The following is a 25,110-nucleotide window of genomic DNA, read 5'->3' as shown; positions in this document are numbered from 1 at the left end:
ATGCGCTCTGGTGCCGTCGCCGGTCTCGTCTCCCTGTCCCTTCTGGTGCTGGGCGCCACCACGCCCGGTGCCCGGCAGCCGCTGCCCGCGGACACCGGGGGCGGCACCCAGCTGATCACCGCTCAGGCGCCCGGCACCGGCTCGACGTCCGGCACGCTCACCTGGTGGGACCTTCGCGACGGGCAGTGGGTGGCGACCGGTTCCGCGCCGGCCAGGTTCGGCGCGAAGGGACTCGTCGACGGCGCCGCCCGGAAGCAGGGCACGAACACGACGCCGACCGGGCTGTACGACCTGCCGTTCGCGTTCGGCGTCGAGAAGGCGCCGGACGGCACCACGGTCGAGTACCGGCCGGTGCGGGAGGACTCCTGGTGGTGCCAGGACAACGACTCCCTGTCCTACAACCGCTGGACCGAGCCCCGCCCGTCCGACTGCCGGGCCGTCGAGTCCGAGCACCTGATCTCGTACCGGACGCAGTACGCGTACGCGTTCGTCATCGGCTTCAACTACCACGCACCCGTACGGGGACGCGGCGCCGGAATCTTCCTGCACGTCAACGGGGCCGGGGCGACCGCCGGCTGCGTCTCGGTGCCGGCTGACGCGATGCGCGCGCTGGTGCGCTGGGCCGACCCCGCGCGGCATCCGCACATCGCGATCGGCACCGACGACGGGCCGACGGCGATCACGCGGTACTGACGCTCCCCTTCGGTCACTCGGCTTCGCATCCGACTCTCCAGCAGGCTGAACACTCGGCGGTCGCGGCACGTATCTGTGGGCCAAGGGTCAAGTCCCCACGGAGGAACCGTGACCACCACGCTCGCGGGCGGCCGTGCCGCCCGACGCCAGACGATGCGCCGCATCCGTCCGCGCCGCTCCCCCGCCGTCCCCCTGCTGCTCGCCGTGTGGGCGGGCGCGGTGGGCGTGCTGTGGCTGTGGTGGCACAACACACCGTCGATCGCCGACAACAGCAGCAGGATCCTCAACGCGGGCCGGATCACCGGTCTGCTCGCCGGGTACCTGATGGCGCTCGTCGTCCTGCAGATGGCCCGCGTCCCCGCGCTGGAGCGCCGGGTGGGCTCCGACCGGGTGGCCCGCTGGCACGCGATGAGCGGGCGCTACACGCTGAGTCTGGTCATCGCGCACGTCTTCCTCACGATGTGGGGCTACGCGCTCCAGGCCGGCAAGTCGCTCGGCGACATCGTCCAGCAGACGATCGACTCGGTCAACCAGCTGCCGGACATGGGCAAGGCCGCCATCGGCACCGGTCTGCTGGTCCTCATCGGGCTGGTGTCGGTCGGCGGGATCCGCAAGCTGATGCCGTACGACACCTGGTACCACATCCATCTGATGACGTACGCGGCGGTGTTCCTGACGTTCTGGCACCAGATCAGCACCGGCAACGACTTCGCCGTCGAGCCGGTCGCGAAGACCGCGTGGTACGTGCTGTACGGCTCGGTCACCGCGCTGGTGCTCTGGTACCGGATCATCACGCCGATCCGGCTGAACCTGCGGCACCGGATGCGGGTCGAGGCGGTCATCGAGGAGACGCCGGGCATCGTGTCGGTGCTGATCGGCGGGAAGAAGCTGCACCGGATGGGTGCGGAGGCCGGGCAGTTCTTCCGCTGGCGGTTCCTCGCACCGGGCATGCGGTTCAGCTCGCACCCGTACTCGCTGTCGGCGGCACCCCGCCCGGACATGCTCCGGATCACCGTCAAGGCGATCGGGGACCACAGTGCCGGACTGCGCGAGCTCACCCCCGGCACCCGGGTGTGGGCCGAGGGGCCGTACGGCGCGCTGACCGCGTCCCGGCGCAGCCGCGGCAAGGTGCTGCTGGTCGCGGGCGGTGTCGGCATCACCCCGATGCGGGCGCTGTTCGAGACGCTGCCCGGCGCGGCCGGCGACATCACCCTGCTCTACCGGGCCAACAGCACCCAGGATCTGGCGCTGTGGGACGAACTGTCGAAGATCGCCGGTGAGCGGGGGGCGCGGCTGATGTACGCGGTCAACAGCCCCGACGGGGAGCGTCCCGACATCTCGGCGGAGAGCCTGCGCCGGAAGATCGGTGACATCGACCGCCACGACGTCTTCATGTGCGGGCCGCCCGGCTTCGCCCAGCAGGTGTACGAGGCACTGCGCGGCGCGGGGGTCCCCGCCCGCCGCATCCATCACGAGTCGTTCGAGATGTGAGCGACGGGAGTCAGGAGCGATGAAGAAGAGCCACCCCCTTCGGCGTGTCGTGCTCGCCACCGCCGCCACCGTGTCCGGAATCGTGCTGCTGCTGTCGCTGAAGCCGGCGTCCGACCCGGGCGCCGCGCAGGCGGCCGGCGGCGCGGCCCCCCAGCAGACGGCCGCCGCGCAGGAGTCCGCCCAGGGCGGCGCCGAGGCCGCCGGAGCGGGCTCGGTTACCGGAAACGTGGTCCAGACCCAGTACGGCCCCGTCCAGGTGCGGCTCACCATGAGCGGCGGCAGGATCACCAAGGCCGAGGCCGTCCAGGCGCCCAGCGGTGGCACCAGCACCCAGAAGACCGAACTGGCCGTGCCCAAGCTCAACCAGGAGGCCGTCGCCGCCCAGAGCGCCGAGATCGACGCGGTCTCCGGGGCCACGTACACCAGCACCGGCTACAAGCAGTCCCTCCAGTCCGCGCTGGACAAGGCCAAGACCGCCGGCGGCTCGTCCGCCGGGGGCGGCGGCTCGTCCACCGGCGGCGGGGGCGCGTCCGCTCCGGCCGCGCAGGCCCGTATCGTCACCGGACGCGTGGCCCAGACCCAGTACGGTCCGGTCCAGGTCCGCATCACGGTCAGCGGCGGCAAAATCATCAAGGCGGAGGCGCTCCAGGCGCCCAGCGGTGGCACCAGCACCCAGAAGACCGAACTGTCCGTGCCCAAGCTCAACCAGGAGGCCGTCGCGGCCGGCAGCTCGGACATCGACGCGGTGTCCGGGGCGACCTACACCAGCACCGGCTACAAGCAGTCCCTCCAGTCGGCGCTGGACCAGGCCGGTGGCTGAGTCGGTGACCGAGTCCGCTGAGGCGCCCGCCCCGGTCCGTCACGCGGAGGAGGTCATGGGGACCGTCTTCTCCTTCGACGTCCGGGGCGGGGAACCCGGTGCCGTACGAGGCGCGCTCGACGAGGCCGTCGCCGCACTGCACCGGGCCGACGAGGTGTTCAGCACCTACCGCGACGACAGCCAGGTCTCCCGGCTGGCCCGTGGTGAGCTGTCCGTCGAGGAGTGCGCCCCCGAGGTGGCCGAGGTGCTCGAACTGGGCGCCGAGGCGGAACGGGTGAGCGACGGCTGGTTCAGCATGTCGTACCAGGGGCGGCTCGACCCGACCGGGATCGTCAAGGGCTGGGCCGCCGAACGGGCCGCCGGACTGCTGGCGGCCGTACCCGGGGTGACCGGCGTGAGCGTGAACGGCGGCGGGGACGTGCAGCTGTGCGGTGCGCCGGGGACGCAACGGCCCTGGCGCGTGGGCGTGGCCGATCCGCTGCGGCCCGGCGGGCTGGCCGCGGTGATCTCGGCGGCCGGGACGGACCGGCTGGCGGTGGCGACGTCCGGCACCGCCGAGCGGGGCGCGCACATCGTGGATCCGCGTACGGGGCGCTCGGCGGTCACCGACCTGGTGGCCGTGACCGTGGTCGGCCCGTCGCTGACCTGGTCGGACTGCTGGGCCACGGCAGCCTTCGCGATGGGTTCGCGGGAGGCGCTGGGCTGGCTGGAGGGCCTGCCGGACGTGGAGGCACTACTCATCACGGCGGGCGACGAGGTCCGGTGCACCGGAGGGCTCGGGGCCCGGCTGGGCTGAGCCCCACGTACGCGAGCGCAAGTACACGGCGGCCGTCACGGGCCGGTGCACCGAGGGACTCGGGGCCCGGCTGGGCAGCTCCGACCCACGCGAGCGCGAGTACGCCGTACCGGGCCGCGACCGGCCTCAGCGGGATACACACCCTCCGGCCCGCCGCCGAAGCCAGGGACCCGGCCGACCGGGGACCGGCCCGGCTCCTCACGCCCGTCCGATCTCCCCCGACGACACCCGTCCGATCTCCCCGGACGACCCCCGGGACGGCGGGTTCCCCCGGTGGCACTCGCACGGCGGGGCGGGGCAGTTGCTCCTTCCTCGGCGCCAAGCGCCCGACGTCCCCGCAGGACGAGGCAGCGGCAGCCACCCCGGCCCGCACGGCAAGCACCCTCAATCCCTCACAGCACCAGGAAACCTGACGCCCCCTCAGCGGGGGCAATCACCCGATCCGCCCGCGCACGCGACACCCGTCATCCCCAACGCGCGCGGCGCCCGCGGAGCGGAACTCCGGGGCGCCGCCAGGTGTCTCAGTGGCCGTTCTGGGCCAGGCGGAGCAGGTGGTCCGCCAGGGCCTGGCCGCCGGTCGGGTTCCGGCTGATCAGCATCAGCGTGTCGTCGCCCGCGATCGTGCCCAGGATGTCGTGCAGCTCGGCCTGGTCGATCGCCGAGGCCAGGAACTGCGCCGCCCCCGGAGGGGTGCGCAGGACCACGAGGTTGGCGGAGGCCTCCGCGGAGATCAGCAGCTCCTGCGAGAGGCGCCGCATCCGCTCCTCCTTCGCCGACTCCCCCAGCGGGGCCCGGGGAGTGCGGAAGCCGCCCTCGCTGGGGACCGCGTAGATGAGGTCGCCGTCCGTGTTGCGGATCTTCACCGCGTTCAGCTCGTCGAGGTCCCGGGAGAGCGTCGCCTGGGTGACGGTCAGTCCGTCGTCGCCGAGGAGCTTCGCCAACTGGCTCTGGGAACGGACCGGCTGCCGGTTGAGGATGTCCACGATCCGCCGGTGACGGGCGGTGCGCGTCTGCGGCAGGGCGGGTCCCCCGGTCTGCTCGTGGTCCTGCGCCTGACTCATCGTCGTCTCATTCCCCGGATCGTCCGTCCCCGTTGGCCACGTCCAGCACGCCGGGCAGCGCCCCGAGGAGCGCGTCCACGTCGTCGTCGCCGAGATTCAGCGCCGGCATCAGCCGTACGACATCGGGTGCGGGCGCGTTCACGAGGAAGCCGGCGTCCTGAGCCGCCTGCTGCGCCTTCTGCGCGAGCGGCTCCGTGAGCACGATACCCAGGAGCAGGCCCGCGCCCCGGACGTGGTCGATCAACGGGTGCCCGAGCGACTCGATTCCGCCGCGCAGCTTCTCGCTCTGGTTCTTGACGTTGTCGAGGAGGCCCTCGTTCTCGATGGTGTCGAGGACGGCGAGTCCGGCCGCGCAGGCGACGGGGTTGCCGCCGAAGGTCGTCCCGTGGTGGCCGGGCTGGAGCAGTTCGGCGGCGCGTCCGAAGGCGACGGTCGCGCCGAGCGGCAGTCCGCCGCCGAGGCCCTTGGCGAGGGTGACGACGTCCGGCAGGACGCCCTCGTGGGCCTGGTACTCGAACCAGTGGCCGGTACGGCCCACACCGGTCTGCACCTCGTCGAGGACGAGCAGCGCGCCGGCGGCGGCGGTGATCGCCCGGGCGGCCTTGAGATAGCCGGCCGGCGGGACGACGACGCCGTTCTCGCCCTGGACGGGCTCGATGATCACCAGCGCGGTCTCCTCGGTGACCGCGGCGGCCAGCGCCTGCGCGTCGCCGTAGGGCACGTGCGTGACCTCGCCGGGCAGCGGCAGGAACGGTTCGCGCTTGCCGGGCTGGCCGGTGAGGGCGAGGGCGCCCATCGTGCGGCCGTGGAAGCCGCCGTCGGTGGCGACCATGTGGGTCCGCCCGGTCAGCCGGCCGATCTTGAAGGCGCCCTCGTTGGCCTCGGCGCCGGAGTTGCAGAAGTAGACCCTGCCGTCGCGGCCGAAGTGCTGGAGCAGCCGTTCGGCGAGGGCGACGGGCGGTTCGGCGACGAAGAGGTTGGAGACATGGCCGAGGGAGGCGATCTGCCTGCCGACGGCCTCGACGACCGCCGGGTGCGCGTGGCCGAGGGCGTTGACCGCGATACCGCCGACGAAGTCGACGTACTCCTTGCCGTCGGCGTCCCACAGCCGGGTGCCCTCGCCGCGTACGAGGGGCAGTCGCGGGGTGCCGTAGTTGTTCATGAGAGCGCCCTGCCACCGCTGGGTGAGCTCCGCGTTGGTCGCGGTGCCGGTCATGCGTCCCCCTCGTCGTCCGGCACGACCATCGTGCCGATGCCTTCGTCGGTGAAGATCTCCAGCAGGATCGAGTGCTGGACCCGGCCGTCGATGACGCGGGCGGTGTTGACGCCGTTGCGTACGGCGTGCAGACAGCCCTCCATCTTCGGCACCATGCCGGAGGACAGCTCCGGCAGGAGCTTCTCCAGCTGGGAGGCGGTGAGGCGGCTGATCACCTCGTCGCTGTGCGGCCAGTCCTCGTAGAGTCCCTCGACGTCCGTGAGGACCATGAGGGTTTCGGCTCCCAGTGCCGCAGCGAGTGCCGCAGCCGCCGTATCAGCATTGACGTTGTAGACATGTCCGTCGTCCTGACTACGGGCGATCGACGAGACGACCGGGATGCGGCCGTCGGCGAGCAGGGCCTCGATCGCGCCCGTGTCGATCGAGGTGATCTCGCCCACCCGTCCGATGTCGACCAGTTCGCCGTCGATCTCGGGCTGGTGCTTGGTCGCGGTGATGGTGTGCGCGTCCTCGCCGGTGAGGCCGACGGCGAGCGGGCCGTGCTGGTTGAGCAGCCCGACCAGCTCGCGCTGGACCTGTCCGGCGAGCACCATGCGCACGACGTCCATGGCGTCCTCGGTGGTGACCCGCAGGCCCGCCTTGAACTCGCTGACGATGCCGTGCCGGTCGAGGGCCGCGCTGATCTGCGGGCCGCCGCCGTGCACGACGACGGGCTTGAGGCCGGCGTGGTGCAGGAACACGATGTCCTGCGCGAACGCGGCCTTCAGCTGCTCGTCGATCATGGCGTTGCCGCCGAACTTGACGACCACGGTCTTGCCGTTGTGCCGGGTCAGCCAGGGCAGCGCCTCGATGAGGATCTGGGCCTTGGGCAGCGCGGTGTGCCTGCGTGTGACGCTCATGACGAGTACGCGCTGTTCTCGTGGACGTAGTCCGCGGTGAGGTCGTTGGTCCAGATGGTGGCGGTCTCGGGGCCGGCCGCGAGGTCGGCGACGATGTGCACCTCGCGGTAGCGCATGTCGACCTTGTCGCGGTCCTCGCCGACGCCGCCGCTCTTGCAGACCCAGACGCCGTTGATGGCGACGTTGAGCTGGTCGGGCTCGAAGGCGGCGGAGGTGGTGCCGATGGCGGACAGCACCCGTCCCCAGTTGGGGTCCTCGCCGTGGATGGCGCACTTGAGGAGGTTGTTGCGGGCGATGGAGCGGCCCACCTCGACGGCGTCCTCCTCGGTCGCGGCGTTGATCACCTCGACCTTGATGTCCTTGCTGGCGCCCTCGGCGTCCCGGATGAGCTGCTGACCGAGGTCGTCGCAGACGCCGCGGACGGCCTCGGCGAACTCCGCGTACCCGGGGGTGACGCCGGAGGCCCCCGAGGCCAGCAGCAGCACGGTGTCGTTGGTGGACATGCAGCCGTCGGAGTCGACGCGGTCGAAGGTCGTGCGGGTCGCGGCCCGCAGCGCCCCGTCCAGTACGTCGCTGTCGAGGTCTGCGTCGGTGGTGAGGACGACGAGCATGGTGGCCAGGCCGGGGGCGAGCATGCCCGCGCCCTTGGCCATGCCGCCGACGGTCCAGCCGTCCCGGCTGACGACGGACGTCTTGTGGACGGTGTCGGTGGTCTTGATGGCGATGGCGGCCTTCTCGCCGCCGTGGTCGCTCAGCGCGGCGGCCGCGGCCTCGACGCCCGGCAGCAGCTTGTCCATGGGCAGCAGGACGCCGATGAGTCCCGTGGAGGCGACCGCGACCTCGGCGGCGTTGTGGCCGAGCGTGGCCGCGACCTTCTCCGCGGTGGCGTGCGTGTCCTGGAAGCCCTTCGGCCCGGTACAGGCGTTGGCGCCGCCGGAGTTGAGGACGACGGCGGAGACCTGGCCGCTCTTGAGGACCTGCTCGGACCACAGCACCGGCGCGGCCTTCACGCGGTTGGAGGTGAAGACGCCGGCGGCGGTGCGGCGGGGCCCGTCGTTGACCACGAGGGCCAGGTCCGGGTTGCCGTTCGCCTTGATCCCGGCGGCGATGCCCGCCGCCGTGAATCCCTTGGCTGCCGTGACGCTCACGGTGCGACTCCGATCGTGGAAAGCCCGGTGGTCTCGTCGAGCCCGAGGGCGATGTTCATGCTCTGGACGGCACCGCCCGCGGTGCCCTTGGTCAGGTTGTCGATGGCGCTGATCGCGATGATGCGGCCCGCCGCCTCGTCGAATGCGACCTGCACCTGAACGGCGTTGGAACCGTGGACGGACGCCGTGGCGGGCCAGCGGCCCTCGGGGAGCAGATGGACGAAGGGCTCGTCGGCGAAGGCCTTCTGGTAGGCGGCGCGCACGGTCTCGGCGGTGACGCCGGGCCGGGCCTTGGCGCTGCACGTGGCGAGGATGCCGCGCGGCATCGGGGCGAGCGTCGGCGTGAAGGAGACGGTGACCGGTTCGCCGGCGGCCGCAGCGAGGTTCTGGATCATCTCGGGGGTGTGCCGGTGGACGCCTCCGACGCCGTACGGCGACATGGAGCCCATGACCTCGCTGCCGAGCAGATGCGCCTTGGGCGCCTTGCCCGCGCCGGACGTGCCGGAGGCGGCGACGATCACGGCCTCGGTCTCGGCCAGACCGGCCGCGTAGGCCGGGAAGAGGGCGAGCGAGACGGCCGTCGGGTAGCAACCGGGCACCGCGATGCGCTTGGACCCCTCCAGCGCGGCGCGGCCGCCCGGCAGTTCGGGGAGGCCGTAGGGCCAGGTCCCGGCGTGCGCGGAGCCGTAGAAACGCTCCCAGTCGGCCGCGTCCTTGAGCCGGAAGTCGGCGCCCATGTCGACGACGAGGACGTCCGGGCCGAGCCGCTCGGCGACGGCGGCGGACTGCCCGTGGGGCAGCGCGAGGAAGACGACGTCGTGCCCGGCGAGCACCTCGGCGGTGGTCTCCTGGAGCACCCGGTCGGCCAGCGGCAGCAGGTGCGGCTGGAGCGCGCCCAGTTCCTGGCCGGCGTTGGAGTTGCCGGTCAGGGCACCGATCTCGATCTCGGGGTGTGCCAGGAGCAGCCGCAGGACCTCTCCGCCCGCGTATCCGCTCGCCCCGGCCACCGCTGCTCGTACCGCCATGTCACCCTCCTCCTGGATGGCATGACTATACGTCGCGCTGCACGTTTATGCAATCGTTCGGGCGGTGCCCGCCCCGGAGTCCATGACCCAGCGCGAGACCACGAAGGTCACCGGGATCGCCGCCATGGACGCGACGAGGGGGGCGAAGCGGCTCCCGTGGTGCAGGACGCCGACGATCACGTACACACCTGCCGTGGTGATCAGGAAATTGGCCGCATTCGTCAGCGGAAACAGCAGGAATTTCCGCCAGGTCGGCCGCGTCCGATAGGTGAAACGCGCATTCAGAAAGAAGGAGCCGGTCATGCTGAGAAGAAATGCAAGCACATGGGCGCCGAGATAAGGCAAGGGGATGAGAAACAAGAGGTAAAGACCGTAGTACGTGGCCGTGTTGATCACACCGATCGCGGCGAAGGTGAGCAGCTGCCGTCGCACGGGTCGCGGCCGCGCGGGGTGCGGGTTCGCGGGGCGCGCGGTCACGGGGCGCGTGGTCGCGGTGCGCATCAGGGAATCAGGTCCTTCACTCGTTCCACGTTGGTCGCCTTCACCAGGAAGTGCGGACGTCCCTTCACCTCGTAGTAGATCCGGCCCGTGTACTCCCCGATGACCCCCAGCATGGTCATCTGGACGCCCGCGAGGGCGGTGACGGCGGTGACGACCGTCACATAGCCGGGTGTCTCCACGCCGTTGACGAGCGCCGCGCCCACGATCCACGCCGTGTACAGCCCGGCGCACAGCAACAGGGTCATACCAAGGTAGAGGGCCGCCCGCAGCGGGCGGTTGTTGAACGAGAGCAGTCCGTCGATCCCGTAGTTGAGCAGGCCCCGGAAGCTCCATGAGCTGCGGCCGTGCTCACGCACGGCATTCTCGTACTCGAAGGTGGTGCCGGGGAACCCCACCCAGGCGAACAGCCCCTTGGAGAACCGGTTGGTCTCGGTGAGCGCCAGGATCGCGTCCACCACGCGGCGGGACAGCAGCCGGAAGTCACCGGCCCCGTCCACGAGTTCCACGTCGACGAGACGGTTGACGAGCCGGTAGTACAGGCGGGCGGTGACGGTGCGCAGCATCCGGTCGCCGCCGCGGGTGCGCTTGGCGATGACCTGGTCGAAGCCCTGTTCGTGCAGCTCCACCATGCGCGTGATCAGTTCCGGCGGGTGCTGGAGGTCGGAGTCCATGACGATCACGGAGTCCCCCGAGGCGTGGCGCAGGCCGGCCAGCAGCGCCGCCTCCTTGCCGAAGTTGCGGCTGAAGGAGACGTACCGCACGCGCGAGTCGCGGTCCGCGAGCCGTTTCAGCTCGGCGAGCGTACGGTCGCGGCTGCCGTCGTCGACGTAGACGAACTCCATGTCGTGGCCGCGTGGCAGCAGGTCGTCCGCGACCCGCTGGACCTGGTCGTGGAAACGCTCGATGACGTCTTCCTCGTTGTAGCAGGGTGCGACGATCGAGATGAGCATGGTTCTCCCCCTGAAGCGTGGTGTCAGAGCGCGGGTCGGGCGCCGACGCGGTCGGGTGGACGGGTGGTCGTGGAGCGGGCCGCGGCCCGCCGTCCGCGGACGGCGGTGAGGGCGCCCAGCAGGGCCAGGCCCAGGAGCGCCATGCCGCCGATCGCGGCGCCCAGCCGCAGTCCTGGCGGGCGGAACGTGCAGGTGAGGCTGGTCGCGGAACCGTCGAGCGGCACGGCGATCAGCCCGTGGTAGTCCCGGGCGGGTACGGCGGCGGCATCGCCCGTGGCGCAGCGCCAGCCGGCGATCCTCGGGGCCGCGACGACCGCGATGCCCGTGCTGCCCGCCGGCAGCCGGGCCCGGACGGTGCCGCCGGAGACGGTCACCTCGGTGGCGCCGGTGGCCTGGAGCCGGTCGACCGCGGTGCGCAGCCGCGCGGTGTCCAGACAGCCGACCGCGCCGTCCGGGACGAGGCTCGGCCGGTCCGGGGCCAGATCGATCCGCAGCCGCCCCGAGGCGGGCACCCGGCCGAGCCGCTGCATGGAGGCGATCATGGTGACGGGATAGTCGGACCGGAACCGTCCGGTCGGGCCGGGGGCCGAGGCGTCGGCCAGGCGCGCGGTGCCCGAGAAGTAGGGCGCCCACAGATAGACCTCGCTGCCGGCCCGGCAGCGCGCCGTGATCGTCGGCTGCCGCGCGGCCGTCGCCGTCGGAAGGGCCTCCAGGCGCAGGCCCGGCCGCCAGTCGTCGCCACGGGCCGGTACTGTCCCGTCGCCAGTACGCACGGTCAGGCGGGGCACGGTGTAGACGCGGGTGCCCAGCAGCATCTCCTGGTTGCGGTACGGCGACGGGCCGAAGGCGCGGACGTCCGCACGGCCGTGCCCGCCGGCGCCGGCCGGCCGCACCGTGACCAGGGGCGGCGCCTCCTGCCGGGTCACGGTCGTCCGGCTGCCGTCCTGGGGGAACCGCGTCTGGTGCGGATCCGGCGGGGAGTGCACCCGGGCGCCGACGGAGAAGAGCGCGTCCGTCACGGCGTTGTCCAGGCTCTGCACGTTGCGGCCCCGGGAGGTCCAGCCGTCCCCGAGGGCGGTCAGCGTGCGGCTGAGGACGTCGGAGGTGAGGCTGCTGTAGTACTGGGCGCCCTGGCCTCCGACCTCCATCGGGTCGTTGCCCACGGTCTGTTCCCGGCCCGGTTCGGTGCGGTACCGAGGCCAGTCGTCGGCCCCGGCGACCGCCTCCGACTGGGTCAGTTGGCGGGCACCCCAGGGAACGTAGGCGTCCATGTGGGTGACGCGCGCCCTCGTGGCCACGGCGGAGGTGGCCGTGGCCTCGCCGAACTGCCCGCCGAGCAGCAGGGCCGCGGCCAGCGCGGTGCAGACCCGGCCGTCCAGGCCCCACCCGCCGTCCGCGCGGCCCAGCAGGGCCAGCCCGGCCAGCGCGGCCAGGGCGGCGAGCAGGGCGATCGGCAGTGTGAAGGAATGACGTACCGGCGCGCTCCCGGCCGCGACGGCCGTGATCAGTGCGAGGAGCCCGGCCGCCGCGCCCAGCGCGCGCGGGTCCGGCGGGCCGTACGACAGCGCGGTCCAGGCGGAGATGACCAGCAGCCCGCACAGCACGAAGGTCTGCCGGTACGCGCTGCCCTGCGGGGTGGCGAAGGCGTGCCAGACCAGATGGGTCGGTTCCCACCGCATCGACAGCGTCACCGCCACCACCAGCAGCGTCCACCCGGCGCGCACCCGCCGGGGAACCGCCCGGTGGAAGGGCAGGGCGAGGGCGAGCAGCAGCGCCGCCATGCCCACGTAGACGGCCGGGCTGCTGAAGCTGTACGACGTCGGCAGCAGGTGGGCCAGCAGGTACTCGGTCGCCAGCGGCCTGAACTGCGTGACCCGGCCGGGACGGGCGTGCCTGGTCCCGAAGTACACGACGACGACCAGCGGGGCGGCCAGGCCGATGCCGAGCACGGTGCTCAGTCCCGCCCGGCCCGCCGCGGCGAGCCGCCGCCGCGCCGGGAGGCCGGACAGCGACAGGCGCAGCAGCAGCACCAGACCGGCGGCGAGGGTGGCCATGTACGCGGTGTAGAAGTTGGCGATCCAGGCGACCGCCACGATCAGCGTGCCGAGAACCGGTCGCCGTCCGGTCAGCGCCCACTCGCCGACCAGGCACAGCAGCGGCAGGGCGATGAGGCCGTCGAGCCACATGGGGTTGACCGCGGCCATCAGCACGCTCCAGCCGCACAGGGCGTAGGAGGCGCCGAGCAGCCCCGCCGCCCACCAGCGGCCGGGGCGCAGGACGAGCAGCAGCCAGGCCATGGCCGCACCGGCGCACGCCGTCTTGAGCACGGTGATCACGTAGACCGCGAGGTCGATCCCGTCCCTCGGGAACACCCCCACGAGCAGGGCGAACGGGCTACTCAGGTACGTACCGAAGTCGGGCAGGAAGCTGGAGCCGAGTCCCGATCGCCAGTTCACCAGCAGGCCGCCCTCGGCCCTCCCGTGGAGCAGGTCCCACAGATGCGCGTGGAACGGTACGTACTGGTTGCCCAGGTCGCTCACGTTGCGGGTGCGGGGCCCGAACGGGTAGCTGCGCGCCACGGTGTCGGCGGCGCAGCACACGAGGGCCACGACCGCCGCCGCGAGCAGGGCGGCGGCCTGCCGCGGCCCGACCGCCGGGCGGCGGGGCCACGGCGGACCGCGGCGCTCCGAAGTCCGGTCGGGCGGCGGATCGGAGGGCGGCGCGGGCGTGGACCCAGGCGTCGGACGGACGGTCGGTTTCACACCGTGTTCCTGTGCGGACGACGCCCCGTGTTCCTGTGAGGAATGCCACACGAAAGGGCGGTGAGTAAAGTCCGGCGTTCCATTGTCAGCAGGCTCCCAGGGGAAGTGACGCACATGGCGTCTCGTCCAGGGGTGTCACTCCCCCGAATTACCGATTCGCCGCCTTAGACGGGCTGGGATTACGAATGGTTGTGCCGTGTACGGGAATTGGTGAGGGTCCTTTCGAAATCGGCCACGAGCCAAACGAAGGCCACGGTGAACACCCGGGGAACAGGAATTGACTCACTCAGGGATCAGAGGTGAAGGACAGCGGTACGACGGTCGGCTTGCCCTGGAGCGCGCTCCAGGTTCTACGGTCGGTCACATGACCGGCGGACGACCTCTCCCGCGGCCTGGGCGGCGTGCCGCGCCGGCCGGGGCCCCGTAGCGGAACACGTGCGCCGGACCACACGACCGCCCCCTCTGCACGGCCGCCCCGTGGTGCGGCCGGGAACGGATGACCGGACATGAGCGAGCACACCACCCGGGACGAGCGCTTCGCCCACGGCCTGGAGGTCCTGAACCGGGTCGACGGCGAGGCCGGCCGACGGGTCCTCGACTCCCTCGCGGACATCAGCCCGGAACTCGGCCACCAGGTCGTCGCCTGGGCCTTCGGCGAGATCTACGACCGCCCCGGACTCGCCGCGCGCGACCGCCAGTTGGTGACCCTGGGCATGCTGACCGCGCTCGGCGGCTGCGAGGCCCAGCTGCACGTGCACGTGAACGCGGCGCTGAACGTGGGCCTCACACCCGAGGAGATCACCGAGGCGCTGCTGCACTCCGCCGTCTACTGCGGCATGCCGAAGGCGCTGAACGCGACCTTCGCCGCGAAGCAGGTGTTCGCCGAGCGCGGGCTGCTGCCGCTGGGACAGCACCCCGCCGAGGACCCGGCCGCCTCCGCCTGATCCGCGGGAGGGTGGTCAACGGGGCGGGCGCCGGGCCGTAGGGTCGAGGCCGGCGGCGGGCCGCGTCGCCGTGGAGCGGTGCGAGGCGCCGGCCGAGGAGGGACGAGCAGGGGATGACGAGGGGCGAGTTCTGGCCCGTGCCCGACGTGCTGGCCCATCTGGCCGGGCGCTGGCGGGTGGAGCGCACCGTGCGCGATCTCGCCGGCGGCGACGAGGGCCGTTTCGAGGGCGCCACCGTCTTCGGCCCGCTGGACGGCGGCGGGCTGCTGCACCAGGAGAGCGGTGTCTTCGTCTGGCGGGGGGTCGCCCGGCCCGCCGAGCGGACCCTGCGGTTCCTGCCGGGCGCGGCCCCGGGCACGGCGGACGTACGGTTCGCGGACGGGCGGCCCTTCCACGACCTGGACCTGTCGTCGGGGCGGTACGTGGCCGGCCATCCCTGCGCCGCCGACTTCTACCGGGGCGAGTTCACCGTCCGCGACGCGGACCACTGGCGGACGCTCTGGCGCGTCGGCGGCCCCGCGAAGGACCTGGTCCTCACCACCGACTACGTCCGCGAGGACTGAGCGGACCCGGGGTCGAAGCGCAGGTTCCAGCGGCTCGCATGGCCCGTGACGGTGATCGTCGACAGCGGGCGCACGTCGATGTTCCAGTACGTCGAGGGCGGCGACTTCAGGGCGTACACCAGCGCCGCGCGGATCACCGAGGGCTCGGCCACGGCGACGATACGGCCGCCGTCCTCGACCGGGCGGGTGTCCAGCCAGCCGCCGACCCGGGAGATGAACGCGAGCAGCGGCTCCCCGCCGTGCGGGTTGGAGCGCGGGTCGGAGAGCCACGCGTCCACGGCTTCCGGTTCCCGGGCCATCGCCTCACCGAGGGTCAGCCCGCGCCAGCGGCCCATGTCGCAGTCCCGCAGGGCGAGCTGCACGAGCGGCGCGTAACCGAGGGCGTCCCCGGTGGCACGGCTGCGCGGGGTCGGTGAGCAGTAACGCAGCTCCGCGGCGGCGAGCGGCAGCAGTCCGCCGGCGGCGCGCTGCACCTCCTCCCAGCCCGCCTGGTCCAGCGGCCGGTCGTCCTCGAAGCGTTCCGCGAGCAACGGGGAACTGCGCGCGGCGGCGACGAATGTGAGCCGAAGGGGCATGCGGCGATGGTGAGCCGCGAGAGTCCGCTGGTCAAGGGGTGTTGACGGGGATTTACCGAGGGTGCGCCAAGTCTTACCCCAAGGTCAGGACCTGCCGGACCTGCCGGACAACCCGCGCGAAAGCCTCACTCGTCTCACGACGGCCGCAGTCGCCTCACGACCGTCGGTCGCCTCACGAAGGCGCTCGCTCGCCCCATCGGTCTCACTCGAAGACGAGCGCCATCCAGTGGTCGGGCCGGTCCAGCGCCCGGAAGCCCAGCTTCTCGTAGACCCCGTGGGCGTCGTGGGTGGCGAGCAGGACGCGTCGCAGCCCGTACGGCCGCACCTGCTCGCGCACGGCTCCCACCAGGGCCGTCCCGATCCCCTTGCCCCGCACCGACGGGTGCACGTACACGTCGCACAGCCAGGCGAAGGTCGCCCGGTCGGTGACGACCCGCGCATAGGCCACCTGTTCCCCCGAAACTGTGTCGTACACGCCGAAGTTGAGGGATGCGGCGATCGCCCGGTCCTGCTTCTCGCGCGGCCGGCCGATCGCCCAGTACGCGTCGGCGGACAGCCAGCCGTGCACGCGCCCGGCGTCGATCCGGTCGGGGTCGGTGGAGATCTCGTAGCCCTCGGCGAGGCTCGGGGTGTCGGTCATGGCGGGATCCTCACAAGCTCAGGCACCGTGTGTCGAACGGTTTCCCGGCCGCGGGAGCACCTCGTCGCAGGCGGCCCGCAGCCGTCGTACGCCCTCCGTGATCTCGCCGGTCCCGGCGACCGCCGCGAAGCTCAGCCGGAGGTGCCCGGCGGGGGGTTCGGCGCTGAAGTACGGCCGGCCGGGGGTCAGCGCGACGCCCGCGCGCAGCGCGGCGGCGGTCAGGGCGCTCTCGTCGGCGCCGTCGGGCAGGCGCAGCCACAGGTGGTAGCCGCCGGACGGGATGTGCGGCAGGGCGAGTTCGCCCAGGTGCACGCGCAGGGCGGCCGTCATCGTGTCGCGGCGGGTGCGCAGCTCAGCCGAGATCGCCCGCAGGTGCCGCGGCCAGGCGGGCGAGCCGACGAGTTCCAGCGCGGCCTCCTGGAGCGGCCGGGGGACGAAGAAGGTGTCGACCACCTGGATGGCGCGCAGCCGCTCCAGGACCGGTCCGCGCGCGGCCAGGGCGCTGACCCGGAAGCTCGGCGAGGTGGCCTTGGTGAGCGAGCCGACATGGACGACGACACCGTCCGGATCGTCCGCGACGAGCGGGCGCGGCAGCTCCCCCGCGTCCTCGTGCACGAGCCGCCGGACGAAGTCGTCCTCGACGACGAACGCGCCCGCCTCGCGCGCGATGCGCAGCACCTCGCCGCGGCGGGCCGGGGCGAGCACGGCGCCGGTCGGGTTCTGGAACAGCGGCTGGCAGACGAGGACGCGGGCGCCGGTGGCGCGCAGCGCGTCGGCGAGCAGGTCCGGGCGCACCCCGTCGGCGTCCACCGGCACCGGCACCGGACGCAGGCCCGCCGCACGGGCGATGGCCAGCATGCCCGGGTAGGTGGGCGACTCCACGAGCACCGGGGCGCCGGGCGGCGCCAGCGCGCGCAGCGCGGTGGTCAGCGCGGACTGACCGCCGGCCGTGACCAGCACCTCGGCGGCCGTGACCGATCCGCCGATGCCCCGCGCGAACCACTCGCGCAGCTCCGGCAGCCCCTCCATGGGCGGCCGCCCCCACGCCCCGGGGCGGCGCCCGGCGCGCGACAGGGCGGCGGCCATGGCCCGCTCGGGCTGGAGCGAGGGATGCAGGTAGCCGCCGTTGAACTCGATCACCCCGGGCGGCGGCGCGGCCAGCGAGACCGTGACCCCGGAGGCGTCCACCGTGCGCGGTACGAGGTCGGCGGCGCCGTCCGCGCTGAGGGCGACCTCCTGCCAGGAGGTGTCGCCGACGGGTTCCGTCCTGGCGTGCGGGCGCGCCCGGAACGCGCCGGCTCCGGGCCGGGTGACCACCAGCCCCTCGGCGGCCAGCTGCGCGAGGGCGCGCGAGACGGTCACCGGGCTCACCCGGAACCGTTCGACCAGGGACCGGCTCGACGGCAGCTTTCCGCCAGGAGAGTAGCGGTCGAGCTCTCGCCGCAGCTGATTCGCCAGTTCTTCCACACTGCTACGCTCATGCATGAGAGCACAGAGTAGCGCTACCGCCGCCACCGGGATAGCGGTCGACACCCCCTCCCCCGGCTCCCCTCGCTCGCCCGGACCGACCGTGGGGGCGGCGCAGGCCGCCCTCGGTGTCCTCGCCTTCTCCCTCACCTTCCCGGCCACCGCCTGGGGCCTGGAGGGATTCGGCCCCTGGGCCCTGGTGTCCGTACGCAGCGTCCTGGCGGCCGTGATCGCGGGCGGCTGCCTGCTCGCGCTGCGCGTGCCACCGCCGGCCCGCGCGCACTGGCCCGGGCTCGCGGTCGTCGCGGCCGGGGTCGTCCTCGGCTTCCCGCTGCTCACCACGCTCGCCCTGGAGACGTCGACCACCGCGCACGCCGCCGTCGTGGTCGGGCTGCTCCCGCTCACCACCGCGCTGCTGTCCGCCCTGCGCGTCGGCGCCCGCCCCTCGCGCACCTTCTGGGCGGCGTCGCTGGCGGGCGCCGCCGCCGTGGCCGCCTTCACCGTGCGGCAGAGCGGGGGCGCCCTGTCCACCGCCGACCTGTACCTCTTCGGCGCCCTGCTGGTGTGCGCGGCCGGCTACACCGAGGGCGGCCGGCTGGCCCGGGTGCTGCCGGGCTGGCAGGTGATCGGCTGGGCACTGGTGCTGTGCCTGCCGCTGACCGTGCCCGTCGCCGCCGTCGCCCTCGCCCACCAGCCGGCGCACCTGACCGGGCACAGCGTCGCGGGACTGCTGTGGGTCGCGGCCGGATCGCAGTTCCTGGGGCTGGTCGTCTGGTACCGGGGCATGGCGGCGATCGGCATCCCCAAGGCCAGCCAGTTGCAGTTGGCGCAGCCGCTGCTCACACTGGTGTGGTCGGTGCTGCTGCTCGGCGAGCACCTCACGCCGGCCGCCCCGCTGACGGCCGTCGCGGTACTCGTCTGCATCGCCGTCACCCAGCGGGCGCGCGACTGAGCGCGCACCGGTGAGGAGGCCCTGAGATGCGCGCAACCAAAGGCGACCAGCTTGTCCAGCACGGCAGGGTGGTCGGCCAGCACGACCAGGTCTCGGAAGTCGTCGAAGTGATGGGCACCGAGGGCAACCCGCCCTACCGGGTCCGCTTCGCCGACGGGCACGAGGCGGTGATGTCCCCCGGCCCGGACTGCGAGGTCCGCCACCCCGAACGGGAGCGGTGAGTCAGCGCGGGGGTTTCGCCGGCTGCCGGTAGTGGTCGGCGACCACCCGCGCCATCGCCCCGATCCGATCCGCCGACACCTCCCGGGCGGCGAAGAAGACATGCCCACGCACCTCCGGGTGGTGCGCGGCGAGGGTGAGGTGCCGGGACAGTTCGGCCGGGTCCTGCCAGGCCTTGGGCTGGGCCGGGTCGCCCGCCTTGTACAGCGCCTCGCCCAGGTAGAGCTGTGTCCCGGTGCCCCGCGCGACCTCGGCCCACCAGGGCACGAGCTTGGCGTAGTCCGCGGCGGACAGGCCGATGTTCCAGTACAGCTGCGGGACCAGGTAGTCGATCCAGTGCTTGCGGACCCAGGTCCGGGTGTCCGCGTACAGGTCGTCGTACGTCTGCACGCCCGCCCGGGTGTCGGAGCCGAGCCGGTCCGTGGCGGCGTTGCGCCACACCCCGAAGGGGCTCACGCCGAACCGGGTGCCGGGCCGGACCCGCTTGATCCGGGCCGCCGTCTCGCGCACCAGCCGGTCGATGTTGTCGCGCCGCCACGCGGCCCGGTTCGGGAAGCCGCCGCCGTGGGCGTCGTAGGCGGCGTCGTCGTCGAAGGTCTGGCCCGCCACCGGATACGGGTAGAAGTAGTCGTCGAAGTGCACCGCGTCGACCGGATACCGGGCGACCGCGTCGAGCATGGCGTCCTGGACGAAGGCGCGCACCTGGGGCAGCCCCGGGTTGTAGTACAGCTTCCCTCCGTACCGCACCACCCAGTCCGGGTGCCGTCTGGCCGGGTGGGAGGCGACCAGCCGCGCCGGATCGGCGTGCAGGGCGACCCGGTACGGGTTGAACCAGGCGTGCAGCTGGAGCCCGCGGGCGTGGGCCTCCGCGACGGCCGTGCCGAGCGGGTCCCAGCCCGGGTTCTTGCCCTGGGTGCCGGTCAGGTACTGCGACCACGGCTCGTACGGGGAGGGCCACAGCGCGTCCGCCGTCGGCCGCACCTGGAAGATCACCGTGTTGAGCCGGTCGCGCACCGCCCGGTCCAGATGGGCGATGAGTTCGGCGCGCTGCGCCGCCGCCGTCAGCCCGGTGCGGGAGGGCCAGTCGCGGTTGGTCACCGTCGCCAGCCACACGCCCCGCATCTCCTCGGCGGCCCGCGGCCGCCCCGCGGCCGGGAGGTCACCGCGGGCCGACGCACCCGTCGTCGTCAGCGCCGTCAACGCCGCCAGCGCGAAGACACGCCGGGTCGGTCGCCCCATGCCGCACACCCCCAGTACGCCGTGGATCCGCGCCCTCACGGACCGTCTGCGCGCCCAGGATGCCGCACCCGGACGATCGATCATCGATACTTGGCGGTAACGTGCACGAACGGAGCAGGCACCGAACCACGGCCGTCCTGCCACCGCCGTAGATCAGCGCAGCGAAAGGGACGATGTGACCGACATCGAACGCGTCGGAGTGGTGGGCTGCGGCCAGATGGGAGCGGGCATCGCCGAGGTCTGCGCCCGTTCCGGCCTGGACGTCAAGGTCGCCGAGACGACCGGCGAGGCCCTGGAGTTCGGCCGGACCCGGCTGTTCACCTCCCTGGCCAAGGCAGCCGAGCGCGGCAAGATCTCCGAGGAGGAGCTGGCGCAGACACAGGCCCGGCTCAGCTTCACCACCGACCTCGGCGAGTTCGCGGACCGCGATCTGGTGATCGAGGCGGTCGTCGAGAACGAGCAGGTCAAGACCGAGATCTTCCAGGTCCTGGACCAGGTCGTGACCCGCCCGGACGCCATCCTGGCCTCCAACACCTCCTCGATCCCGCTGGTGCGGCTGGCGGTCGCCACCTCGCGGCCGGACCAGGTCATCGGCATCCACTTCTTCAACCCGGCCCCGGTGCAGCAGCTCGTCGAGCTGATCCCGGCGCTGACCACCTCCGAGGGCACGCTGGGCCGCGCGCAGCTGTTCGCCGAGAAGGTGCTCGGCAAGCACGCCATCCGCGCCCAGGACCGGTCCGGCTTCGTGGTCAACGCGCTGCTGATCCCGTACCTGCTCTCCGCGATCCGGATGTTCGAGTCGGGCATCGCCAGCCGCGAGGACATCGACAACGGCATGGAGATGGGCTGCGCCCACCCGATGGGCCCGCTGAAGCTGTCCGATCTGATCGGCCTGGACACGGTCGCCTCGGTGGCCTACTCCATGTACGAGGAGTACAAGGAGCCGCTGTACGCCGCTCCCCCGCTGCTCCAGCGCATGGTCGACGCGGGCCGCCTCGGCCGGAAGTCCGGCTCGGGCTTCTACACCTACGGCTGACCCCGCGCTGGTCACACCCAGCGACGCCCGCGGGCCCGGCACCGGTATCGGTGCCGGGCCCGCGGCATTCACACGCCGTGTGCGCGCCGGGCACGCATATGCCCCTCGCACACTCTCCCCACGCGCCCACCAGGCGAGTTGACTCTTCATGCACATGCAAGGGATGTGAGACGACTACGGAAAGGAGCGGACACGTGACCGCCGATCCCGAGCATCCCGCCGTCCATGGAGAACTCGCAGAGTTACGGCGCCGCCTCGACGTGGCGTACGCCCGCGTCGAGGGCGGACTGGCTCTGCTCACCCATCGCACCGAAGAGACCGCCAAGGAGCTCGACGAACTGAACACCCGGCTCGGCTCGCTGGAACACACGCGCTGGCCCCTGCCCTCGATCGCGGCCGTCACGGCCGTGGGAGCACTGGTCGTGGCGGTCTGGCAGGCCCTCGGACACTAGGGACGCCGTGAGGAACGTCAGGGCAAGGTGTCCTGCCCGAGCCTGAGATGGTGCAGGAGCAGCAACGCGGCCGCCATGTTGGCGGCCGGGACCTCACCGCGGGCGACCATGTCGGGGACCAGCTTGAGGGGGACCCACTCCCGGCGGTCCGACTCGAAGTCGTCCACGGGGTGTCCGATGTACTCCCCCTCGTCGGCCCAGTAGATGTGGTGCCGGGCGTCGGTGAGGCCGTTGGACGGTTCCACGCTCATGAGGTGGCGCAGAGGCCCCGGCCGCCAGCCGGTCTCCTCCTCCAGTTCCCTGGCGGCCGCGTGGGCGATGTCCTCGCCGTCCTCGACGACGCCCGCCGCGAGTTCCCACCCCCAGCTGTCGGTGATGAAACGGTGGCGCCACAGGAGGAGCACCTCGTTGGCCTCGTTCACCACCGTGGCCACGGCGACGGGCCGCAGCCTGATGAGGAAGTGGTCGAGATGCCGGCCGTCCGGCAGCTCGACATCTGCGAGATTGACGCTGAACCAGCGGTTTTCATACACAGTTTGTTCGTTCTGTTTCGTCCACTGCACGGTTCTGCCACCTTCCGCCGAGTAAGTGGCAATATCGCAGCAGGAGCGGGCTGACAGCAGGCGCACAGCGGGCCGCTCCCGGCGCAGCGACAGGCGCAGTTGTCCCGTACCCGTGGGAAATCCGCGGAATCTACAGCGGTACGCGCAGTGCGCCGTCGATGAGTTCGGCGGCCTCGGCCGTACCGGCCACGCCGCTGCGCACCAGGTGCTCGCGTACCGCGCGGAGTCTGTCCCGCAGGCGCTGGGACTCCATCCCTCGGGCCGCCTCGGCCATCCGCACCGCCGTGGCCACCGCCTTGTCGGCGTTGCCCTGACGGAGTTCGATCGTGCTGAGCATCGCGAGCCGGTGCACCCGGCCGCGGTCGTGGGCGGGGTTGTCCACGGCGGCCGCCGCGTGCTCCCGGGCCGCCGCCAGCTCGCCGAGACTGAGCAGCGCCTCCGCCACCTGGACGTTGACGAGACCCGGCTGGACATAGCCGGTCTCGTCGGGTTCGCGTCCACGCCGGATGCGTTCGGCGGCCGTCTCGGCCCGCCGGATGCAGGACAGGGCGCTCGTACCGTCGCCCAGGTGCGCGTACGCCTTGGCCTGCATCGCGTACAGATCCGAGGCGAGCGCGGGGGTGATGTGCCGTCCGGCGGCCCGCAGCGCGGCCTCGGCGAAGGCGACGGCCTGCCGGTACTCCCGCATGAACAGCGACTGGTTGACCAGCAGCGCTATGACGTAGGCGCCAAGTCCCCGGTCCCCACTGGCCTTCGCGAGCCGGAGAGCCTGGTGGAAGTAGCGCTGGGCCAGGCCATGGGCGTCCGAGTCGTACGCGCAGATGCCGGCGACGGCCACCAACCCGCCGGTGGCCCGGTGGAGTTGACGACCGGTGGCGTCGGTGTAGCTGCCGCGCAGCAGGGGGGCCGCCTCGGCGTTGAGGAAGCCGACGATGCGGCTGCGGGTCGCGACGCCGCCCGCCTTGCGGTACATCTGCTCGTAGTGGGTGCGGGCGGCGCGCAGCATCTCGATGTCGGCCGAGGTGACCCGGTGCCGGCCGCCCCGGGAGACGTCCACGTCCTCGGGCGGGTTCTCCCACTCCCACACGGGCATCACGGCGGGCGTGCCGGTGACGGCGGGGGCGCCGAGGACGTGCGGGCGCTGCTGTTCGTCGGAGCGCCACAGAGCGGTGGCCCGCTCCACGAAGCCGGACAGCGAGGTGCCGTGCGGGGCCGACGGCTCGCCCGGAACGCCGAGGCCGATGTCGTCGAGGGTGACCGGCCGGTGCAGCCGGCCTGCCAGCACCTCGCAGATCAGGTCGGGCACCTGACCGCGCGGCCGCTGACCCTTCAACCACCGCGCCACGGCGGTGTGTTCGTACCTGAGGGACAGACCACGGGCCCGCCCGGCCTGGTTGACGTGCGCGGCCAGCCCGGCGTGCGAGATCCCCGCCTCGTCGAGGATCGCGTCGAGCAGAGTGTTGGGCTGCATGGGTGCCCCCCGGTTCCTCGGTGCCGTCAGGGTAGTGGGTCCCGCTTCACACGGGGTGTGAACGGAGTACGCGCATCCGTGCTGTGCGCGCGCTGTTGCGGGCGGTTCCCGGCCGGTTGACTGAGATGCCTCGCAAGAGGCCGGCCGGGCCGCCGGCTCCCCCTCATACAGTGCGGCGGCCCGCTACCGCGCCGTCCGCCCGGCTGCCTGCCCGACACTCCGTGGCGGGGCGGACGGCGACGGGGCGCCGCGCTCGACCGGACCGCGTCGGTGCGCCGGGTGCTAGAGGAGGTCGGTCGACTGCGGGTTCGTGGGGGCCGGTCGCACGGTTCCCCGCGCCCCCGGACGCGCCCCGGCGGGTTCCCGGTCGCGTGGTCGTTCGTCGCGCAGGACGAGCAGGGCCACGTCGTCCGTCGGTGGGCCTCCGCCGGTGTGCCGGTGGAGTGCGTCGAAGACGGTGCGCAGGATGGACCGGGAGGTGACCGGGTGGTCGCGTATCGCCTCCGCGAGCACCGCGCGCAGCGGGAAGAACCGGCCATGGCCGTCCCTCGCGTCCTCCGCCCCGTCCGTGTACAGGACCAGGGATTCACCCGGCAGGAGAAGTCCCAGGCGCACCGCGGGCAGTTCGCCCGGGAGCGGGAACGGGCCGAGGGGTGGCAGGGGGTCCGTGCGGGCCAGTGGCTCGACGCGGGTGCCGCTGAGCAGATAGGGCCAGGGATGGCCGCAGTTGAGGGCGCGCATCTCGCCGTCGCGGCCGATCTCCAGCAGCAGGACCGTGACGAACTCCTCGGCGACCGGGGTGTCCGGCGGCGGTCCCGCCGAGGGGTGCTCGGCGCGGGCGCGTTCGCGTAGGTGCCGGGCGAGCGCGCGCTCCAAGCGGCGCAGTACGTCGCCGAGTTCGGCCTCGTCGTGCGCGGCCTCGCGGAAGCTGCCGAGGACGGCGGCGACCGTGGAGATCGCCGCCAGCCCGTGGCCGCGCACATCGCCCATCACCACCCGCACGCCGTGCTCGGTGGCGACGGCCTCGTAGAGGTCACCGCCCACCGAGGCGCCGCGTTCCGCGGAGCGCTGGGCGGCGGCGACGCCCAGTCCGGCGATCCGCGGGGGCAGTGGCCGCAGCAGCGCGCTCTGGGCGGCGTCCGCGACCCGGCGGGCCTGTCTCAGCTCGCGCAGCAGCGCTCCCTGGACGTGCAGCACCAGCCCGGTGCCCACCACGAAGAACACCGCGCTGCTGACGACCCGCGCGCCCCACCCGCTCTGCTGGGCGAGCGGGCAGGAGAGCTTGTAGGTGATCGCCGTCGCGCCCCACACCGTGGGCAACCCCAGAGCGAAGGCCCGGCGCGGCGACAGCCCGATGCGGAACATGTCCATGGCCCCCCATCTAGGACCTGACGGCACAGACCGACCCGGCCCCGAAAGACCGGTCCGATTCTGTCGACCGCACCCCCCGCCCCACCACACCCCCAACGGATCTCACCCGATCGAGTGAGCCCCCGAGGGGCGCGGGGAACGGCGCGACCAGCCGCCGGCGACCCACAGCCGGGTGACCACAGGCCCCTCCAAAGGGGCGCGGGGAACCGCGCGACCAGCCACGACCGACCCGCAGCCGAGGCATGCCGCGCGGTCC

At 72.7% G+C, this 25,110-nt stretch carries 25 protein-coding genes; 10 read left to right on the top strand and 15 right to left on the bottom strand.

Going from position 1 to position 25,110, the window contains the following annotated elements:
• The 4 genes from ACWCQK_RS19795 (at position 1) to ACWCQK_RS19780 (ending at position 3,800) form a co-directional block, all read left to right on the top strand.
• Positions 1–693 carry a L,D-transpeptidase family protein gene (locus ACWCQK_RS19795; protein WP_451156519.1) on the top strand — a complete coding sequence of 231 codons (693 nt, stop codon included), beginning with the start codon at positions 1–3 and terminating at the stop codon, positions 691–693.
• Positions 694–801: 108 nt separating this feature from the next.
• The gene (locus ACWCQK_RS19790) at positions 802–2,184 is read left to right on the top strand and encodes a ferredoxin reductase family protein (protein WP_451156517.1); all 1,383 of its coding nucleotides are present in this window, start codon (positions 802–804) and stop codon (positions 2,182–2,184) included.
• Positions 2,185–2,203: 19 nt separating this feature from the next.
• Positions 2,204–3,004, top strand: coding sequence for an FMN-binding protein (locus ACWCQK_RS19785; RefSeq protein ID WP_451156515.1), 801 nt, complete (start codon positions 2,204–2,206; stop codon positions 3,002–3,004).
• A gap of 4 nt (positions 3,005–3,008) precedes the next feature.
• Entirely contained in the window at positions 3,009–3,800 is a 792-nt protein-coding gene (locus tag ACWCQK_RS19780) for an FAD:protein FMN transferase (protein WP_451156513.1), read from the top strand.
• A 521-nt stretch (positions 3,801–4,321) separates the two neighbouring features.
• Here the strand turns inward: ACWCQK_RS19780 and ACWCQK_RS19775 are convergent.
• The 8 genes from ACWCQK_RS19775 to ACWCQK_RS19740 are packed head-to-tail and all read right to left on the bottom strand — an operon-like array spanning position 4,322 to position 13,362.
• Positions 4,322–4,861 (bottom strand): arginine repressor, encoded by a 540-nt coding sequence (locus ACWCQK_RS19775; protein WP_451156511.1) that lies wholly within the window; start codon positions 4,859–4,861, stop codon positions 4,322–4,324.
• A 7-nt stretch (positions 4,862–4,868) separates the two neighbouring features.
• Positions 4,869–6,077 (bottom strand): acetylornithine transaminase, encoded by a 1,209-nt coding sequence (locus tag ACWCQK_RS19770; RefSeq protein ID WP_451156509.1) that lies wholly within the window; start codon positions 6,075–6,077, stop codon positions 4,869–4,871.
• On the bottom strand, positions 6,074–6,976 hold the full coding sequence (argB, locus tag ACWCQK_RS19765) for an acetylglutamate kinase (RefSeq protein WP_451156507.1): 903 nt from the start codon (positions 6,974–6,976) through the stop codon (positions 6,074–6,076). The genes ACWCQK_RS19770 and argB overlap by 4 nt, the downstream gene beginning before the upstream one ends.
• A complete protein-coding gene (gene argJ, locus ACWCQK_RS19760; protein ID WP_451156505.1) occupies positions 6,973–8,124 on the bottom strand; it encodes a bifunctional glutamate N-acetyltransferase/amino-acid acetyltransferase ArgJ in 1,152 nt (383 codons plus the stop codon). Before argJ ends, argB begins: the two co-directional genes overlap by 4 nt.
• Positions 8,121–9,149 (bottom strand): N-acetyl-gamma-glutamyl-phosphate reductase, encoded by a 1,029-nt coding sequence (gene argC, locus ACWCQK_RS19755; RefSeq protein ID WP_451156503.1) that lies wholly within the window; start codon positions 9,147–9,149, stop codon positions 8,121–8,123. The genes argJ and argC overlap by 4 nt, the downstream gene beginning before the upstream one ends.
• A 45-nt stretch (positions 9,150–9,194) precedes the next feature.
• Positions 9,195–9,650, bottom strand: coding sequence for a GtrA family protein (locus ACWCQK_RS19750; protein ID WP_451156501.1), 456 nt, complete (start codon positions 9,648–9,650; stop codon positions 9,195–9,197).
• The gene (locus ACWCQK_RS19745; protein ID WP_451156499.1) at positions 9,650–10,600 is read right to left on the bottom strand and encodes a glycosyltransferase family 2 protein; all 951 of its coding nucleotides are present in this window, start codon (positions 10,598–10,600) and stop codon (positions 9,650–9,652) included. The genes ACWCQK_RS19750 and ACWCQK_RS19745 overlap by 1 nt, the downstream gene beginning before the upstream one ends.
• A 23-nt stretch (positions 10,601–10,623) precedes the next feature.
• On the bottom strand, positions 10,624–13,362 hold the full coding sequence (locus tag ACWCQK_RS19740; protein WP_451156497.1) for a YfhO family protein: 2,739 nt from the start codon (positions 13,360–13,362) through the stop codon (positions 10,624–10,626).
• 506 nt (positions 13,363–13,868) lie between these two features.
• Here ACWCQK_RS19740 and ACWCQK_RS19735 point away from each other — a divergent pair.
• Positions 13,869–14,306 (top strand): carboxymuconolactone decarboxylase family protein, encoded by a 438-nt coding sequence (locus tag ACWCQK_RS19735; protein WP_451156495.1) that lies wholly within the window; start codon positions 13,869–13,871, stop codon positions 14,304–14,306.
• Positions 14,307–14,419: 113 nt separating this feature from the next.
• Positions 14,420–14,869 carry a DUF6314 family protein gene (locus ACWCQK_RS19730; protein WP_451156493.1) on the top strand — a complete coding sequence of 150 codons (450 nt, stop codon included), beginning with the start codon at positions 14,420–14,422 and terminating at the stop codon, positions 14,867–14,869.
• Here the strand turns inward: ACWCQK_RS19730 and ACWCQK_RS19725 are convergent.
• The 3 genes from ACWCQK_RS19725 to ACWCQK_RS19715 all read right to left on the bottom strand — a co-directional run bounded on the left by ACWCQK_RS19725 (position 14,851) and on the right by ACWCQK_RS19715 (position 17,569).
• Positions 14,851–15,444: a histidine phosphatase family protein gene (locus tag ACWCQK_RS19725; protein ID WP_451156491.1), complete on the bottom strand. Its 594-nt coding sequence runs from the start codon at positions 15,442–15,444 to the stop codon at positions 14,851–14,853. The genes ACWCQK_RS19730 and ACWCQK_RS19725 overlap by 19 nt on opposite strands.
• A 202-nt stretch (positions 15,445–15,646) precedes the next feature.
• On the bottom strand, positions 15,647–16,084 hold the full coding sequence (locus tag ACWCQK_RS19720) for a GNAT family N-acetyltransferase (protein ID WP_451156489.1): 438 nt from the start codon (positions 16,082–16,084) through the stop codon (positions 15,647–15,649).
• Between the two features lie 18 nt (positions 16,085–16,102).
• Positions 16,103–17,569: an aminotransferase-like domain-containing protein gene (locus ACWCQK_RS19715; RefSeq protein ID WP_451156487.1), complete on the bottom strand. Its 1,467-nt coding sequence runs from the start codon at positions 17,567–17,569 to the stop codon at positions 16,103–16,105.
• Between ACWCQK_RS19715 and ACWCQK_RS19710 the strand changes: the two genes are divergently transcribed.
• Complete coding sequence (locus ACWCQK_RS19710; RefSeq protein ID WP_451156485.1) at positions 17,568–18,503, top strand: DMT family transporter; 936 nt, start codon at positions 17,568–17,570, stop codon at positions 18,501–18,503. The two genes, ACWCQK_RS19715 and ACWCQK_RS19710, sit on opposite strands and share 2 nt — an antisense overlap.
• Positions 18,504–18,529: 26 nt before the next feature.
• Positions 18,530–18,724, top strand: a complete 195-nt coding sequence (locus tag ACWCQK_RS19705) for a DUF1918 domain-containing protein (RefSeq protein ID WP_451156483.1) — start codon at positions 18,530–18,532, stop codon at positions 18,722–18,724.
• A gap of 1 nt (position 18,725) precedes the next feature.
• Here ACWCQK_RS19705 and ACWCQK_RS19700 read toward each other — a convergent pair whose 3' ends face one another.
• Positions 18,726–19,961 (bottom strand): glycoside hydrolase family 10 protein, encoded by a 1,236-nt coding sequence (locus tag ACWCQK_RS19700; protein ID WP_451156481.1) that lies wholly within the window; start codon positions 19,959–19,961, stop codon positions 18,726–18,728.
• 175 nt (positions 19,962–20,136) lie between these two features.
• Between ACWCQK_RS19700 and ACWCQK_RS19695 the strand changes: the two genes are divergently transcribed.
• A complete protein-coding gene (locus tag ACWCQK_RS19695) occupies positions 20,137–20,997 on the top strand; it encodes a 3-hydroxybutyryl-CoA dehydrogenase (RefSeq protein ID WP_451156479.1) in 861 nt (286 codons plus the stop codon).
• 194 nt (positions 20,998–21,191) lie between these two features.
• Positions 21,192–21,449, top strand: a complete 258-nt coding sequence (locus tag ACWCQK_RS19690; RefSeq protein WP_451156477.1) for a hypothetical protein — start codon at positions 21,192–21,194, stop codon at positions 21,447–21,449.
• A gap of 17 nt (positions 21,450–21,466) precedes the next feature.
• Here ACWCQK_RS19690 and ACWCQK_RS19685 read toward each other — a convergent pair whose 3' ends face one another.
• The 3 genes from ACWCQK_RS19685 to ACWCQK_RS19675 all read right to left on the bottom strand — a co-directional run bounded on the left by ACWCQK_RS19685 (position 21,467) and on the right by ACWCQK_RS19675 (position 24,848).
• Positions 21,467–22,012, bottom strand: a complete 546-nt coding sequence (locus ACWCQK_RS19685; protein ID WP_451156475.1) for an NUDIX hydrolase — start codon at positions 22,010–22,012, stop codon at positions 21,467–21,469.
• A gap of 130 nt (positions 22,013–22,142) precedes the next feature.
• The gene (locus ACWCQK_RS19680) at positions 22,143–23,483 is read right to left on the bottom strand and encodes a transcriptional regulator (protein WP_451156473.1); all 1,341 of its coding nucleotides are present in this window, start codon (positions 23,481–23,483) and stop codon (positions 22,143–22,145) included.
• 282 nt (positions 23,484–23,765) lie between these two features.
• Positions 23,766–24,848: a PP2C family protein-serine/threonine phosphatase gene (locus tag ACWCQK_RS19675; RefSeq protein WP_451156868.1), complete on the bottom strand. Its 1,083-nt coding sequence runs from the start codon at positions 24,846–24,848 to the stop codon at positions 23,766–23,768.
• Positions 24,849–25,110: the final 262 nt, after the last annotated feature.

It is taken from the genome of Streptomyces sp. NPDC002306, assembly GCF_053593435.1.
This window is presented reverse-complemented; position numbering and strand designations above follow the sequence as displayed.